At 29.0% G+C, this 13739-nt stretch carries 14 protein-coding genes; 2 read left to right on the top strand and 12 right to left on the bottom strand.

Annotated features, from left to right (window positions below; genetic code table 11):
* Positions 1-22: 22 nt before the first annotated feature.
* The 7 genes from MAEO_RS07715 to MAEO_RS07685 form a co-directional block, all read right to left on the bottom strand.
* Positions 23-1129 carry an oligosaccharide repeat unit polymerase family protein gene (locus MAEO_RS07715; RefSeq protein ID WP_011974215.1) on the bottom strand — a complete coding sequence of 369 codons (1107 nt, stop codon included), beginning with the start codon at positions 1127-1129 and terminating at the stop codon, positions 23-25.
* Positions 1130-1191: 62 nt separating this feature from the next.
* Positions 1192-1971 carry a TrmB family transcriptional regulator sugar-binding domain-containing protein gene (locus MAEO_RS07710; protein WP_011974214.1) on the bottom strand — a complete coding sequence of 260 codons (780 nt, stop codon included), beginning with the start codon at positions 1969-1971 and terminating at the stop codon, positions 1192-1194.
* Between the two features lie 102 nt (positions 1972-2073).
* Entirely contained in the window at positions 2074-3018 is a 945-nt protein-coding gene (locus MAEO_RS07705) for a transketolase family protein (RefSeq protein WP_011974213.1), read from the bottom strand.
* 4 nt (positions 3019-3022) lie between these two features.
* A complete protein-coding gene (gene rpe, locus MAEO_RS07700; RefSeq protein ID WP_011974212.1) occupies positions 3023-3682 on the bottom strand; it encodes a ribulose-phosphate 3-epimerase in 660 nt (219 codons plus the stop codon).
* Between the two features lie 215 nt (positions 3683-3897).
* Positions 3898-4716 (bottom strand): transketolase, encoded by an 819-nt coding sequence (locus tag MAEO_RS07695; RefSeq protein ID WP_011974211.1) that lies wholly within the window; start codon positions 4714-4716, stop codon positions 3898-3900.
* A gap of 62 nt (positions 4717-4778) precedes the next feature.
* Positions 4779-5918 carry a 60S ribosomal export protein NMD3 gene (locus tag MAEO_RS07690; protein ID WP_011974210.1) on the bottom strand — a complete coding sequence of 380 codons (1140 nt, stop codon included), beginning with the start codon at positions 5916-5918 and terminating at the stop codon, positions 4779-4781.
* 163 nt (positions 5919-6081) lie between these two features.
* Positions 6082-6501: a translation initiation factor IF-2 subunit beta gene (locus MAEO_RS07685; RefSeq protein ID WP_011974209.1), complete on the bottom strand. Its 420-nt coding sequence runs from the start codon at positions 6499-6501 to the stop codon at positions 6082-6084.
* Positions 6502-6934: 433 nt separating this feature from the next.
* On the opposite strand from MAEO_RS07685, the gene MAEO_RS07680 reads away from it, so the two are divergent.
* Positions 6935-7519, top strand: coding sequence for a 50S ribosomal protein L15e (locus tag MAEO_RS07680; RefSeq protein WP_011974208.1), 585 nt, complete (start codon positions 6935-6937; stop codon positions 7517-7519).
* Positions 7520-7658: 139 nt separating this feature from the next.
* Here MAEO_RS07680 and mvp read toward each other — a convergent pair whose 3' ends face one another.
* From mvp to MAEO_RS07655, 5 genes are all read right to left on the bottom strand, one after another.
* Entirely contained in the window at positions 7659-8351 is a 693-nt protein-coding gene (gene mvp / locus MAEO_RS07675) for a hyperpolarization-activated voltage-gated potassium channel (protein ID WP_011974207.1), read from the bottom strand.
* Between the two features lie 271 nt (positions 8352-8622).
* Positions 8623-9240 carry a fumarylacetoacetate hydrolase family protein gene (locus MAEO_RS07670; protein ID WP_011974206.1) on the bottom strand — a complete coding sequence of 206 codons (618 nt, stop codon included), beginning with the start codon at positions 9238-9240 and terminating at the stop codon, positions 8623-8625.
* 9 nt (positions 9241-9249) lie between these two features.
* Positions 9250-9927: a UPF0489 family protein gene (locus MAEO_RS07665; protein WP_048062552.1), complete on the bottom strand. Its 678-nt coding sequence runs from the start codon at positions 9925-9927 to the stop codon at positions 9250-9252.
* Positions 9928-10002: 75 nt separating this feature from the next.
* Positions 10003-10554, bottom strand: a complete 552-nt coding sequence (hpt, locus tag MAEO_RS07660; RefSeq protein ID WP_011974204.1) for a hypoxanthine/guanine phosphoribosyltransferase — start codon at positions 10552-10554, stop codon at positions 10003-10005.
* Between the two features lie 211 nt (positions 10555-10765).
* A complete protein-coding gene (locus tag MAEO_RS07655; protein ID WP_011974203.1) occupies positions 10766-12223 on the bottom strand; it encodes an NAD(P)-binding protein in 1458 nt (485 codons plus the stop codon).
* Between the two features lie 257 nt (positions 12224-12480).
* Between MAEO_RS07655 and MAEO_RS07650 the strand changes: the two genes are divergently transcribed.
* Positions 12481-13731 (top strand): LL-diaminopimelate aminotransferase, encoded by a 1251-nt coding sequence (locus tag MAEO_RS07650; RefSeq protein ID WP_011974202.1) that lies wholly within the window; start codon positions 12481-12483, stop codon positions 13729-13731.
* The last annotated feature ends 8 nt before the right edge of the window (positions 13732-13739 follow it).

Raw genomic sequence — 13739 nt, 5'->3', positions numbered from 1 at the left:
ATTATAAATGGGATAAAAATATTTATTTTTTAAATTTGTCAATTAATATATATTTAATAGAAGCATAAATACATAAAATAAACCCAAATAAATAATATAGAAGCACATCAAAATCCAACAAACCTGTTTCAATTGATACTATCAAATATGATACTACAATAGCAAAAACACCCAAATAAACCCCTTTTAATTTTTCAGCTATTTTATAAAATAGTCCTAAAAATATACCCAATATCCCAAAATATGGAATAATCCCAAGTATTCCATAATCTCCAATTACAGCTCCAAATATGGTGGGAGTTATTGAAACAGAAGTAACGCCTATATTATTTGCAATAATGTTTCTTGCACCTGATGCCATTCCAAAATACGAAAATATGGCACTATAATGCAATAATCCAAGAAATGCCCCATTAAAATCTTTAACAATAATGTCAAAAACACTCATAGTTAAGTCAATTCTTGAAATTAACGGAATTCCGCCAATGCCCATTGTATAAAGTCTCTGTAATGACATTGCAATTAATATTAAAAACAATCCTCCTGAGGAATATATTAATTCTTTTGTTTTTATTCTATTTGAATAATATGCCACAAACAATATGGACAATAACAATATCATACCATTTGTCCTATATCCCAACAGCATAATTAACGATGAAAAAACCAACGAATAAATTAATATTTTTAACCTATTTAAATTTAAATTAGATGCAACAGTTATTGCCCAGCCAATTAATAATAACCGAGATAATGCTGTAAATGGCACATTTAAAAATCTTCTTGAATCTGGGTCAAATAATGGCACACCCCTTACCCACAATAAATTAAAAAATATAAACAATATTCCTATAAATAATAATATTAATCCAAATTTGTAATGTTTTGAATAATTTATTTTATATTTGCCTGTTATATTTGCATTATCAATTAAATTATCTAATTTTAAATTATAATATAATTTTTCCCCTACAATATAGGATAAATAAAAGAAAATTAAGCTAAAAAAAGCTAAAAATCCAGAATAATAGGAAACGCTAGATAGTGAAATATATATGCAACCCACCATTAAAAATAAATGATGTATTTTTATTTTTTCTTTTATTGTGTTTATAGTAGGGAGCTCCATTATATAACCATCTCTATATTAATTAATATATTATATATTACACATTATATAAGGTATAAGATTTACAATTTTGTAATGGTTGGGTCGTATTTCTCAATGATATCTTTTGATAATTTTACATCTGTTTCATTTACTATTAAATATACTGTTAGTTTTGAAGTTACCATATTTGTTGAATTAATATATTCTCCATAACTATTTAAGTCGTTTATATCTATTTTTCCAATTAAATTTATGCCTTCATCTATAAAAACAATCTTTAAGGCATTAGAATTCAAATCAAGATTAATATTATTTTTTAATTTCTGTTGTTCCGATGGTTTAAATGTGTTGCAGTCAATACCAATAGAACCGTCAATATATGTTTTAAGTATTGTGATATTTGAATTAATATATTGACCTTTTGAATGTTCTATATTCTCATTAAGCCCTTTAAACGATTTACATTCAATTGGGTTTATATCATATTTAATTATTGTATTTCCAACGGGTTTTAATATTATTTTTTTACAGGCTATGTCTTCCACATGTGCCATTTCCCCGCCCAATTTTATTAACTTATTATTATATATGCCATATAAAGTTCCGCCTCTTGCTTTTGTAATTAAAACAATCCCATCAAAATCTTTTCCCGATGAAGTCCATTTTCCTTTTACCTCAGCATATAACGGAAAATTTTTATTTATTATTTTTTCAGAAACCCATGCACATTTATACATTTGGTCTCCGTCAAATTCATACCCAGTATTTTCATTTTGTGTCATTAATTTATATCCTAAAACACCGCCAGTTATCAATACTGACAATATTACCAATATTTCAAGAGCTCCCATTTTTTTCATAATATCTCCAAAGATAAGGATAAAATAGTAATAAATAATAATAATAATAAGTAATGATAAATAAAAAAATTATTTGATATTGGCCATAAAAACTAATAGTTTTTATTTAAATTCTTCAATTATTTTTTTTGCAATACTTTCACTATCAAGTTTATAGTATTTTAAAAGCTCATTAGCTTTACCAGATTCACCGAACTCATCATTAATTCCAATTCTTAAAAGTTTTTTGTTAAGTCCATTACTTGCTATTACTTCAGATATTGCACCGCCAAGCCCTCCAATTATATTGTGGTCTTCAACAGAAACTACAAAATCATTGGAATTAATTACTGCCTGTTCGTCAATTGGTTTTATGGTTGCCATTATTATTACTTCTGCATCTATACCTTTTTCTTTTAATATTTCTGATGCTTTAATTGCCTCTGGAATTATTTCCCCCGTTGCTATTATTGTTAAATCTTTTCCGTCTTTTATGATTTTTGCTTTTCCAAATGCAAATTTAGCATCTTCTTCATCTTTGAATATTGTTTCAGTATCTCCCCTTGGCATCCTAATATATACTGGACCGTCATAGGTTGCACTCCATCTTATGACACTTTTTGCTTCATAATAGTCTGAGGGTGCGATTACAATCATGTTTGGAATTGCTCTCATTATGGCAATATCTTCGGTCATTTGATGGGTTGCCCCGTCCTCCCCAACAGTTATACCACTATGTGTAGCTGCAATTTTTACATTTAAATTTGCATATGCCACCGAATTTCTAATTTGTTCCCATGGCCTTCCACTGGCAAACATTGCAAATGAGGAAGCAAATACTATTTTTCCAGTTAATGAAAGTCCTGATGCCATACCAATCATATTTTGCTCTGCTATTCCTGCATTAAAAAATCTATCAGGATATTGTTTTGCAAACATTGCCGTTTTCGTGGAACCCGATAAATCCGAATCAAGAACAACTAAATTTGGATATTCTTTACCCAACTCAACAAGGGTTTCTCCGTAGGCATTTCTCATAGCTTTTTTATCTCCTATTTTGTAATCCATTATTTCACCTTTTGAATTTTGCCGATTCTTTTAATAATTTCACTGCTCCACCAACATCTTCTTGATTATATATGGCAGATGCTGCAATAAGGCAGTCTGCACCAGCTTCAACAGCTTTTGGGGCGGTTTTTGCATTTATTCCTCCATCTACATAAATTTCAGTATCGTATCCTTCTGCAAGTATTGTAGTTTTTAATTTATCTATCTTTTTTAACATTGGATTCATAAATGACTGACCTGAGAATCCCGGTTCGACAGTCATAACAAGAATTCCATGCACATAATCCAATATATACTCAACAGTATCTATTGGAGTAGATGGATTTAGTGCTATAATAGGTTTAACGCCACTTTCTTTTAATAATCTTACCATCCTAAATGGAAATTTACATGCTTCAATATGGAAAGAAATCATGTCTGCCTCTTCTGCCAATGCCAATGAGAATTTTTCAGGGTGTTCCACCATTAGATGCACATCAATAGGTAAATTTGTAATTTCACTAACATATTTTGAAATACCTATTCCCATACTTAAGTTAGGAACAAAATGTCCATCCATCATGTCAATATGGATAAAATCTACCCCTGCTTCTTCAACTTTTTTAATTTCTTCCTTTAAATGACCATAGTCAGCTGAAAGAATTGATGCCCCAACTTTTACCAAAATAACCACCAATAATATGATATTAGATTATTATAAAATTAGATAACAATATAAAATTATGAGTATAAAAAATATATAACCATATTATAGTTAATCTTCAATTACTGTCCTTATTTGCGCCATATATTAAACTAGTTTCTTTGGTTTTAGTAATTCAATATATATTTTAGCTTAATTATAGAGATGATTTAGTGAAATTGTCCGAAGATTAACTATTAGGAGAGCTCCTCCAATGCCTGTTTTAACTCCTCTTTATTTGGGGCTTTTCCGTGGAATGCCACATTATCTTCCATGAATGAAACGCCTTTACCTTTAATAGTGTTAGCTATTATCATTTTGGGAGCTCCGTTTTTTTGGGATTTTGCAGTGTTGATTGTATTTATTATTTGATTGTAATCATGCCCGTCAATTTCATAAACATCCCAGCCAAATGCTTTGAATTTTTCAGAAATGTCCCCTAAGCACATTACATCTTTTGTAGACCCATCAATTTGAAGTCTGTTTCTATCTACAAAACCTATCAAATTATCTAATTTATAATGACTTGCAGCCATTGCAGCTTCCCACACTTGACCTTCTTGACATTCTCCATCTCCTAAAAGAGTATAAACCATATTATCTAACTTATCTAATTTACAACCCAATGCCATTCCCACTGCAACAGATATCCCATGACCTAATGAACCAGTGTTTGCCTCAATTCCAGGAATTTTTATATTTGGATGTCCTTGTAATAATCCTCCAGTTTGTCTAAATCTCCATAATTCTTCTTTATCAAAAAATCCTAATTCTGCAAGAACCGAATATATGACAGGAGAAGCATGCCCTTTACTCAATACAAATCTATCCCTATCTTTTTTATTTGGATTTTTTGGGTCAATATTCATAATACCATAATATAAAGAAACTACAATATCTGTGGCCGACAATGAACCACCAGGGTGTCCAGAATTTGCCAAACCTATCATTTTTACGATATTATATCTTATTTTTTTAGAAATGGTTTTTAATTCATCAATTGATATATTATCCATATTTTCACCAATATATACATATTAATTAATATCAATTTAATATAATTTTAAGTTTATTTAATTTATTTATCTATTTTATTTACTATATGATTTATATTTTCATCTTTAAATATTTTTAATATGTCGCCTTCATTTATATTATTTTTATTATTAAAAATATTGTCATATTCATATATTTCATAATTTTCATTATCCATTGCCATTATTGTAGTGGGAGATACAGAAATTACTGTTGCAGTTTGGCATTCTTTTCCTTCTTTTAATAACGAAGTATTTTTTTCGGCATCACTCCATACCAATGATATTTTATCTCTTCTAAGTAGTGATTCTAAATATAGTTTATTTTCATTCATTGAAACTACTTTACATATTATATCATTGTTATTATTTATTTTACTGCCTGTTTTACTACCTTTATTATATTTAATAATATCTCCAACAGTATATTCGGGTATCCTAACAACAACTGTTATTCTATACATGTCTTTTCCGGTGTCTTTTTCAACACCAACTAATTTAGCAGTTTCATATGTTTTACCGCCATATTTTGATTTCACAATTGATGCAAGATACCGAGCCCCGCCCATAGAACCAATTTGATAATCCAATCCTTCTTTTTGAGGTATAAATTTAGATATAAATGCCATTCTATCTTTTTTCATTCTTTTATCTACTTCATCTCTTATAAAATTGTCCAATTCTTCCCGCTCTTCCTCTGTTAAATACCTGTTCATTGCCCTAACTTGAAGTATTGCCTCATAATAATTGGACATATATCGCGAACATCTTGGACATTGCACCATTAAAATATGAACTACAATTTCCTTTTCTTCTATTCTGTTTTCTTTTTCATCCAATAATTTACCTTCGGCAATTATTTTTGTAGGGACTACCACTCTTGACTTTTTACCCCCTGGTAATTGTTGTGGCTCTAATGGTATTATCTCCATATCTATATTTTTATTATTTACTTTAATATTATCTTTTACGGCATAATATGCCATTTCTGTTAATATGTCATCTAATTCTTTTTCTTGTGGGTCTTGCCAATTTTTTCGTTTATATGAACCACACATATGACATGCTTCTATTCTAACTTCATCGGTTATGTTAAATAAGGGATTAAGCTGGGAATAACATTTATTGCATAATCCATCTAATAATTCCCCCTCATAACCGCACCGATAACAAAATCCTTTCATAATCTCACATTTATTTTAATAATTTTATACTTTTAATAAATTTGATAAAAATAGTTTGTTCTAATATGGGTATTTATAGTTGTTTAGAACGCCAAATTTAGTATTACAATTAACAATTCATGAAACTAAAAAAATAAAAAAATAGTAATATAATACTATAATATTAAATTAATTTAATAGGCTTCATTGCACCACAAGCCATACATTTAAGGAAGTGAATTCTTCCTTCTTTAATTATTTTAGTATCTGGTTTTCCACATTCTGGACATAATACATATTCATCTACAAATTTCTTAATTTTTGAATTGATAATGTAATTTCCAAATTTACCCTGTAATATCAATCTTGGACCTTCAACATCTCCCGCAGTTCCGAGCTCCTTCAATACATATTTTGCAAAAAATTGCGGTTCTCTTCGTATAACCTTAGAAATATCTACAAAGTTCTTTACCATAGTTCTATTTCCTTCTACGAAGCTATCTGCATGAGGAACTTCAAACCTAACATCTTTAAACACTTCTTCTGGAAGCTGACTAACAGCCCTTTTTAAAAGTGCGTCATAATCATAATAATCACTATTCATATTTTCACCATCCAAATAAATATATCTATAAATTTTTTTAATAGAAAAAATTATATCCTAAAAATAATGCCAAAATAACATAATAATTTTAATATATAATTTTATAATATTATTAGTTTTATACTACTGGTTTATATAATTATAGTATGCTCGGAGCTCCCTGAATTATAGTCAATCTTTATACTCAATCTTCAAACTATTTCAAAACATACATAAACTATAAACCGTTAAATTAATATACTAAATACCATACAAGATAATGGGCATATTATTACATATAGGATAGAAATAAAAACAACAGACAATAACGGGAGTCAAATCCCGTCGGGCATGTGGCAAGAGCTGAACCCATAAACAACAATTACAATAACTTCCAACAACCAATTATATTATATGCAACAATAAAGTAAAACACAAATGAAAAGGAGATAAAATGAGTATGTACAAACATGTTAAAGAAGCTTGGAAAAAACCTAGCGAATCCTATGTAAAAGGATTACAATGGGCAAGAATGCAAGATTGGAGAAAAGAACCTACTGTTGTAAGAGTTGAAAAACCAACAAGAATCGACAGAGCAAGAAGTTTAGGATACAAAGCTAAACAAGGAGTAATTGTAGCTAGAGTAGCAGTTAGAAGAGGAGGATTAAGAAAGCCTAGACCAAAACACTCTAAAAAACCTGCTACAATGGCAATGAACAAAATTACAATGTCCAAATCAATCCAAAGAATAGCAGAAGAAAGAGCTGCAAAAAGATACCCTAACTTAGAGGTATTAAACTCTTACTCAGTAGGAGAAGATGGAAAAAGAAAATGGTATGAAGTTATATTAATAGATGTTAATCATCCATCAATTAAAAACGATTCATCTTACAAAAATTTATGCACTGGAAAACACACCAACAGAGTATTCAGAGGTTTAACTTCCGCAGGTAAAAAAGGAAGAGGATTAATGAATAAAGGAAAAGGTGCTGAAAAAGTAAGACCTGGAATTAGAGCTAACAAAAAATTAGGTAAATAATTAAATTAATTTATTATTTTTTTTAATTTTTTAATATTTTATTTTATATTTATTTTAATAATTTTATACTTTTGATAATAATTTTTACAGCTAATCTTCGGTCGTTTTCATATTGTATGCCACTTTTAATTAATTTTTATTAGCTGATTTTCTTTTTTATCTTTTTATTTTCATAATATAGCCGATGTTCCTCATGCAAAAACCCTTTTGCCTTAGAGACCAATCCGGATATTACATAAAGCACAGCTAAAACTATTATAAGCTTTCCCTCTGATGTCATAGGTGTTATATCCCCGTATCCTATTGTAGTTAAAGATACCACCGTAAAATAAAAGGCATCCCCAAAATTATTTATGCCTGGATTTACTTCATGTTCTACCAACCAGATAAAGCAGGATAGTATAAAACTAAATGTAAATATTGTAATGAAATTAATGGTTTCATTGCTAAGCCGGAGCTCCTTAAATTTTATTGCCCTCAATACCATTAATACCCTAACGGCATTAATTATTCTAAGACTGACAATTACATGGGTTAAAGTTGCCTCCAATAAATACATTATAAAAGCCACAATAACAAAAGCATCTATAAGATTATATTTATCTTTAAAAAACTTTGTTTTATTTTTTGACCCAACAAACCTATATATAAACTCAAAAGTTAAAAATGAGATGGAAAAAAAATCTAATTTAAATAATAATGCTTCATACGGAGGATTATATGTGGATATTACAAAAGAAATAATAATTTCCAAAGTGCATAATAATACTATAAATTCAATTTTTCTATATATTCTTGGAGAATATATTTTTTTATGGAGCTCCCTGTTCATAATATCGCCATATATAAATAAAATGTAAAAAATATTATAGTTAATCTTCGGTCTTTTTCATTAAACTATCTCAAAATCGCAAAGCGATTTTTACGATCTCAAAACTCCGAAGGAGTTTTTACGACCCAAAATTCCGGAGGAATTTTTAATGTCGTATAAATTTTTCAGAGCAAAATTTAGAGATCTTATTAAAGCTAATATCTTCATTACCAATAAATAAATTAGTTGATTATTTAGAACAAATAAAGGACAGTTATTGAAGATTTAACTATTATTCAACAACATTTCTTAAAGTGCCAATTCCTTCAATTTCTGCCTCAACAACATCTCCTTTATTTAATTTCCCAACATTTGGAGGAGTCCCTGTTGAAATTATATCGTCAGGATATAATGCCATAATTGAAGAAACAAATTCTACAATTTCCTCAATTGAAAATATCATATTATGTGTGTTGGATTTCTGTTTTAGTTCCCCATTTACTTTTAATTGAATATTTAAATTATTTGGGTCAATACCTTCCTTAACTATTTTTGGTCCAATTGGACAAAATGTATCAAATGATTTTGCCCTTGTCCATTGCCCGTCTTTTTCCTGCAAATCTCTCGCAGTTATATCATTTAATATAGTATATCCTTTTATGTAATTTAGAGCATCTTTCTTTTTTATATTTTTGCATTTTTTTCCAATAACAATTGCCAATTCTACTTCATAATCTACTCGATTTGATTGAGGAGGTATTATTATTTTATCATCATTATAAATTATTGAAGAGGTCGGTTTTAAAAAAATTATTGGTTCTTTTGGGAGCTCCATGTTTAACTCTTTGGCGTGGTCAACATAATTTAATCCCACGCAAACTATTTTTGATGGATTTATGTTTAATGGCATTTAATCACCTTAAATCTCATTTATATATTCTTTAAATACTGGGATTAATTTATCTGCACTTTTTGGCGTATATCTTGGTGAAATAGATAATACGATATAATCAAAATATTTACCATTGTCAATATAATCTTTGCCCTGAATTTTTTCAAATTCCACAACTGGCTCATCATTATTTAATTTAATATTATTTGTTATTTCATTATCTATTAAATATTCTTTTAAAATATCATTTCCACCCGACGGGTGGGTAATATATGTTAATTTACTTATCCAACGGTTAGCTATTGCAAAAGCCATATAATTTCCTTCATTCATGTATTTATCTATATATTGCGGATTATTTCTTTTTTGTGGCGGTATTTTTAGGAGCTCCCCAACAATATAATCATAAGAATTGTCCCCCATTCCTAAATCGGCGTGGGCATCTACATGAACTACTTCAAAAGGAGTTTTTAATTTGTTGTTATTTATCAATTCATTCCAAAAATAAAATGCTTCATGATGTTTTTTAACTATTCTACCATCTATTTTGTTATCTTTTGATAAATTGCATTGATTTTCTAAAAAATTAATTAATTTGTCCTTTTTCCAAGGGATATAATCTTTTTCATTTAGTCGTTTATTGTTTTTCTTCCAAAACACTATTTTATTTAAAAAGAAATCTAAATCTAAATCAAGTATTCTCATCATATTATCAATTTTATATATGTGGTGTTTTTGTGTAGTATTTTTGGGAGCTCCCAAAAAATAAAAATAAAATTATTATAAAATTACAACTTTTCCATCAATTACATCTATTTTCATAAGTGTTTTTACGGTATGGCCTGTTTTTTCTTTTACGATTTTTTTGCCATCTCCTCTTTCAATTACACAAATTATGTCCTTTATTTCGGCCCCTGCTTTTCGTAGTGCTTCAATTAAAGCTATTATCGTTCCACCCGTAGATAATACATCATCTACAATTATTACTTTATCTCCTTTATTAACTCCATTTAAATATAATTCTCCTTTACTATATCCTGTTTCCTGATGGACTGCAATTTCCCCATCTAATTTATACTCTCTTTTTCGTATAATTGCATATGGGATATCTGTACATAGTGAAATTGCTGTTGCAAGTGGTATTCCCATAGCCTCAGCAGTGATTATTTTATCCACATTTAAATCCCCTATTTTAATAATTTCTGTGGTAATTTCCCTTATCAAATCTGGTTTTATTAATGGAACTCCGTCTGATATGGGATGTATGAAGTAAGTATATTCTCCCCTTTGAACTATTGGGCAGGTTTTTAAACTCCGTTCTAATATTTTCATATTATCCCTTTTTAGTGTTTTTTTATTTTTATTTATATATTCTAATTTTATTTTTATTTAATTTTATATTATAGTCAATCTTCGAACTGTTTCACACTATGGTGGCGAAAATAAAACCATATTTCATAGTTATAATCCATTCCACTTAATTATTTTGGACTAATATGGGACAGTTTTTGAACTTACTATATTTATTGTATTGCTGTTATTGTTATTTATTATTCGTTATCTCATTATTAAAACTGTTTTTAAACTCTGAAAGCATAACCTCGACAGAATACGAAGCCCTTGTAATTCCCATACTTCGCGGGTCAGCATCTGTTCCAACTATATAAAAATCGTCTCTAATTTTAGGGTAGGCAAAAAACTGACCAATGGCACAAGATGCCTGTTCTGGAATATATTCTTGAAAATGAATCATATCTGCGTTATCGAGATTTATGTTTAATTTATTTTCTATAATATTAAGAGCATTTTCTTTTTTTTCATTTACAAACGAAAATCCTAAAAGATGTTTTCCATTAGGTGCTAAATTTTTATCATAATTTGAAGTGCATGTTGCCCAACAAGGATAATCAATCCAAATTTCTGAACCAATATAATTTAATGGGTTTTCGCTATGTCCTATCCATACAGTTAATGATTTTGTATATTTTATATTTTTTAAATCATTCTTAATATTTTGAATTTCTTCTATATTTGTAATATCGGGAAGATATCTCGAGGGGGCAGAATATATAACAATGTCGGCATAATATTCATTTTTATCTGTTTTAATTATGTATCTTTTATTTTTATTCAAAATCTTCGATTTTGTATTTTTATTATTCCTTTTATTGTTATAATTATTATTTTCAACGATTTTATTTACTTCTTCCATTTTTATTTGGATTTTATCCAATGAATATAGTATACAATTTAATATTGACTGAACCCCGCCCATAGGGTAACCTTGGGACCAGTATCTATCTTTATTTACGAATTTATTAATATAATTTTTAGAACCATGTTTAATAGATACTAAAAACCCATCATCCAATATCTTTTTTATTCTATTTCTATTAAATTTTTTAAATATGGATAATTTCAATGGATTTATCTTTAAATCTTTATATATAAATGGTATTATATCGTCCTCGGGGATATATCCTGCACCAGTAAATAATCTCCACAACGGCGTTTTTTTAGTATTCTCCCCGCTTAAAAAATAACATATGGTATCAAAAAAGTTATATGATTCATCGCTTAAATTTATATCTTGAATAACTTCATAAACTGATGTCTCCTTTGAAAATCCTGATGTCATCAAATCCAATATTTTGGAGGTAATTAATACTTTGTCGAGTTTAGGAATAACTGGTGTCGTAGTTATTTCTTGCATGGATACAGGTATCCTATATAAATCATCAGTCCTTACATAATAATCCCCATAAGGCCTAAAATTTGGCAAATAATTTGAATATTTTTTTAAAATTCGTACCAATGGTCCATCATTTAACATTGTTATTGCATGAACCCCTATATCCATAGTATAGCCATCAATAGTTTCGCTCCTACATAATCCGCCGATGATATTTTTCTCAAAGACCAATACTTCATGACCTTCTTTTTCAAGTGCCAATGCAGATAAAAGTCCAGAGGTTCCTCCGCCTACAATAGCTATTTTCATTATTTCACCTTGCCATAAAATAAACAGGACAAATATATTTATTAAAAATTTATATATCTTTTATATGTCTTCATAACAATAAAATACAATAGGATAATATATATAGATAACATAAATAATATAGATAATATAAAGCAATATATTATATATTGTGTAGGAGCTCCTTGATAAAATATCATGCTAAATAATTAAACATATAAAATATAAAATTATAATAAAATTGCAATAAATTATTAAAATATAATAAAGGTGCTAAAATGGAAAGCTATATTCAAAACCTATTTGCTGAACGAATTGGTGGAAAAAATTTCGGAAAAGATGATGTAATATATAAATTTGAAAAAATTAAAAGGGCAAAAATGGAGGCAAAAGCCAAATATCCAGATATTGAATTAATAGATATGGGTGTTGGCGAACCTGATGAAATGGCCGATAAAGAGGTAATTGAAACATTATACAATGAGGCTAAAAAACACGAAAATAGAGGATATGCCGACAACGGTATAGATGAATTAAAGGAGGCTGTTGCTAAATATATGAAAGAAGTATATGGGGTAGATGGAATTGACCCAAAAACAGAGGTAATTCACTCAATGGGGTCAAAACCTGCATTGGCATATATCACATCAGTATTTATTAATCCAGGAGATGTAATACTTATGACAGTTCCTGGCTATCCTGTAAGTGCTACGCATACGGAGTGGTATGGAGGAGAAGTTTATAACATGCCACTTTTAGAGGAAAATAAATTTTTACCAGATTTAAAAAGTATTCCTGACGATATAAAAGAGAAAGCAAAAATATTATATTTAAATTACCCCAACAACCCAACAGGAGCTCAGGCAACAAAAGAATTTTATGAGGAAGTTGTGCAATTTGCAAAAGAAAATAATATAATTGTTGTTCAAGATGCAGCCTATGGAGCTCTCACTTACAACGGCGAACCATTATCATTTTTATCAATTGATGGTGCAAAAGATGTTGGAGTAGAAATACACAGTTTTTCAAAAGCATACAACATGACAGGTTGGAGGTTGGCTTTTGTTGTAGGTAATGATTTAATTGTAAGCGGATTTGCAACAGTTAAAGACAATTTTGACAGCGGTCAATTTATACCAATTCAAAAAGCTGGAATATATTGCTTAGAACATCCAGAAATCACAGAAAGGACGAGGGCAAAATACGAAAGAAGATTAAATAAAATGGTTAATTTACTAAATGAAGTAGGATTTGATGCTAAGATGCCTGGCGGAACATTCTATTTATATATAAAAGCTCCAAAGGGAACAAAATGCGGTCATATATTCAACAGCGGAGAGGAGTTTTCACATTATTTAATAAAAGAAAAATTAGTTTCTACTGTACCTTGGGACGATGCTGGACATTTCGTAAGAATGGCTGCATGTTTCCCAGCATTTAAAGACGGGGAAGTGTCCGAGGAAGAAGAGGATAGAATATTAAATGAAGTAAAAAGAAGATTATCAGATGTAGAGTTCATATTTGAATAAATAATACA

Origin of the sequence: Methanococcus aeolicus Nankai-3 (assembly GCF_000017185.1) — an archaeon.
GTDB classification, from domain to species: domain Archaea; phylum AGJL01; class Methanococci; order Methanococcales; family Methanococcaceae; genus Methanofervidicoccus; species Methanofervidicoccus aeolicus.
Note: the sequence above shows the minus strand (reverse complement) of the source record. Positions and strands in the feature narration are given on the sequence as shown.

Bases quoted from the DNA above. Each gene is read 5' to 3' on its own strand.
- MAEO_RS07715 (WP_011974215.1), bottom strand. From the start codon at position 1,129: ATGGAGCTCCCTACTATAAACACAATAAAAGAAAAAATAAAAATACAT.
- MAEO_RS07710 (WP_011974214.1), bottom strand. From the start codon at position 1,971: ATGAAAAAAATGGGAGCTCTTGAAATATTGGTAATATTGTCAGTATTG.
- MAEO_RS07705 (WP_011974213.1), bottom strand. From the start codon at position 3,018: ATGGATTACAAAATAGGAGATAAAAAAGCTATGAGAAATGCCTACGGA.
- MAEO_RS07695 (WP_011974211.1), bottom strand. From the start codon at position 4,716: ATGGATAATATATCAATTGATGAATTAAAAACCATTTCTAAAAAAATA.
- MAEO_RS07690 (WP_011974210.1), bottom strand. From the start codon at position 5,918: ATGAAAGGATTTTGTTATCGGTGCGGTTATGAGGGGGAATTATTAGAT.
- MAEO_RS07685 (WP_011974209.1), bottom strand. From the start codon at position 6,501: ATGAATAGTGATTATTATGATTATGACGCACTTTTAAAAAGGGCTGTT.
- MAEO_RS07680 (WP_011974208.1), top strand. From the start codon at position 6,935: ATGAGTATGTACAAACATGTTAAAGAAGCTTGGAAAAAACCTAGCGAA.
- mvp (WP_011974207.1), bottom strand. From the start codon at position 8,351: ATGAACAGGGAGCTCCATAAAAAAATATATTCTCCAAGAATATATAGA.
- MAEO_RS07670 (WP_011974206.1), bottom strand. From the start codon at position 9,240: ATGCCATTAAACATAAATCCATCAAAAATAGTTTGCGTGGGATTAAAT.
- MAEO_RS07665 (WP_048062552.1), bottom strand. From the start codon at position 9,927: ATGAGAATACTTGATTTAGATTTAGATTTCTTTTTAAATAAAATAGTG.
- hpt (WP_011974204.1), bottom strand. From the start codon at position 10,554: ATGAAAATATTAGAACGGAGTTTAAAAACCTGCCCAATAGTTCAAAGG.
- MAEO_RS07655 (WP_011974203.1), bottom strand. From the start codon at position 12,223: ATGAAAATAGCTATTGTAGGCGGAGGAACCTCTGGACTTTTATCTGCA.
- MAEO_RS07650 (WP_011974202.1), top strand. From the start codon at position 12,481: ATGGAAAGCTATATTCAAAACCTATTTGCTGAACGAATTGGTGGAAAA.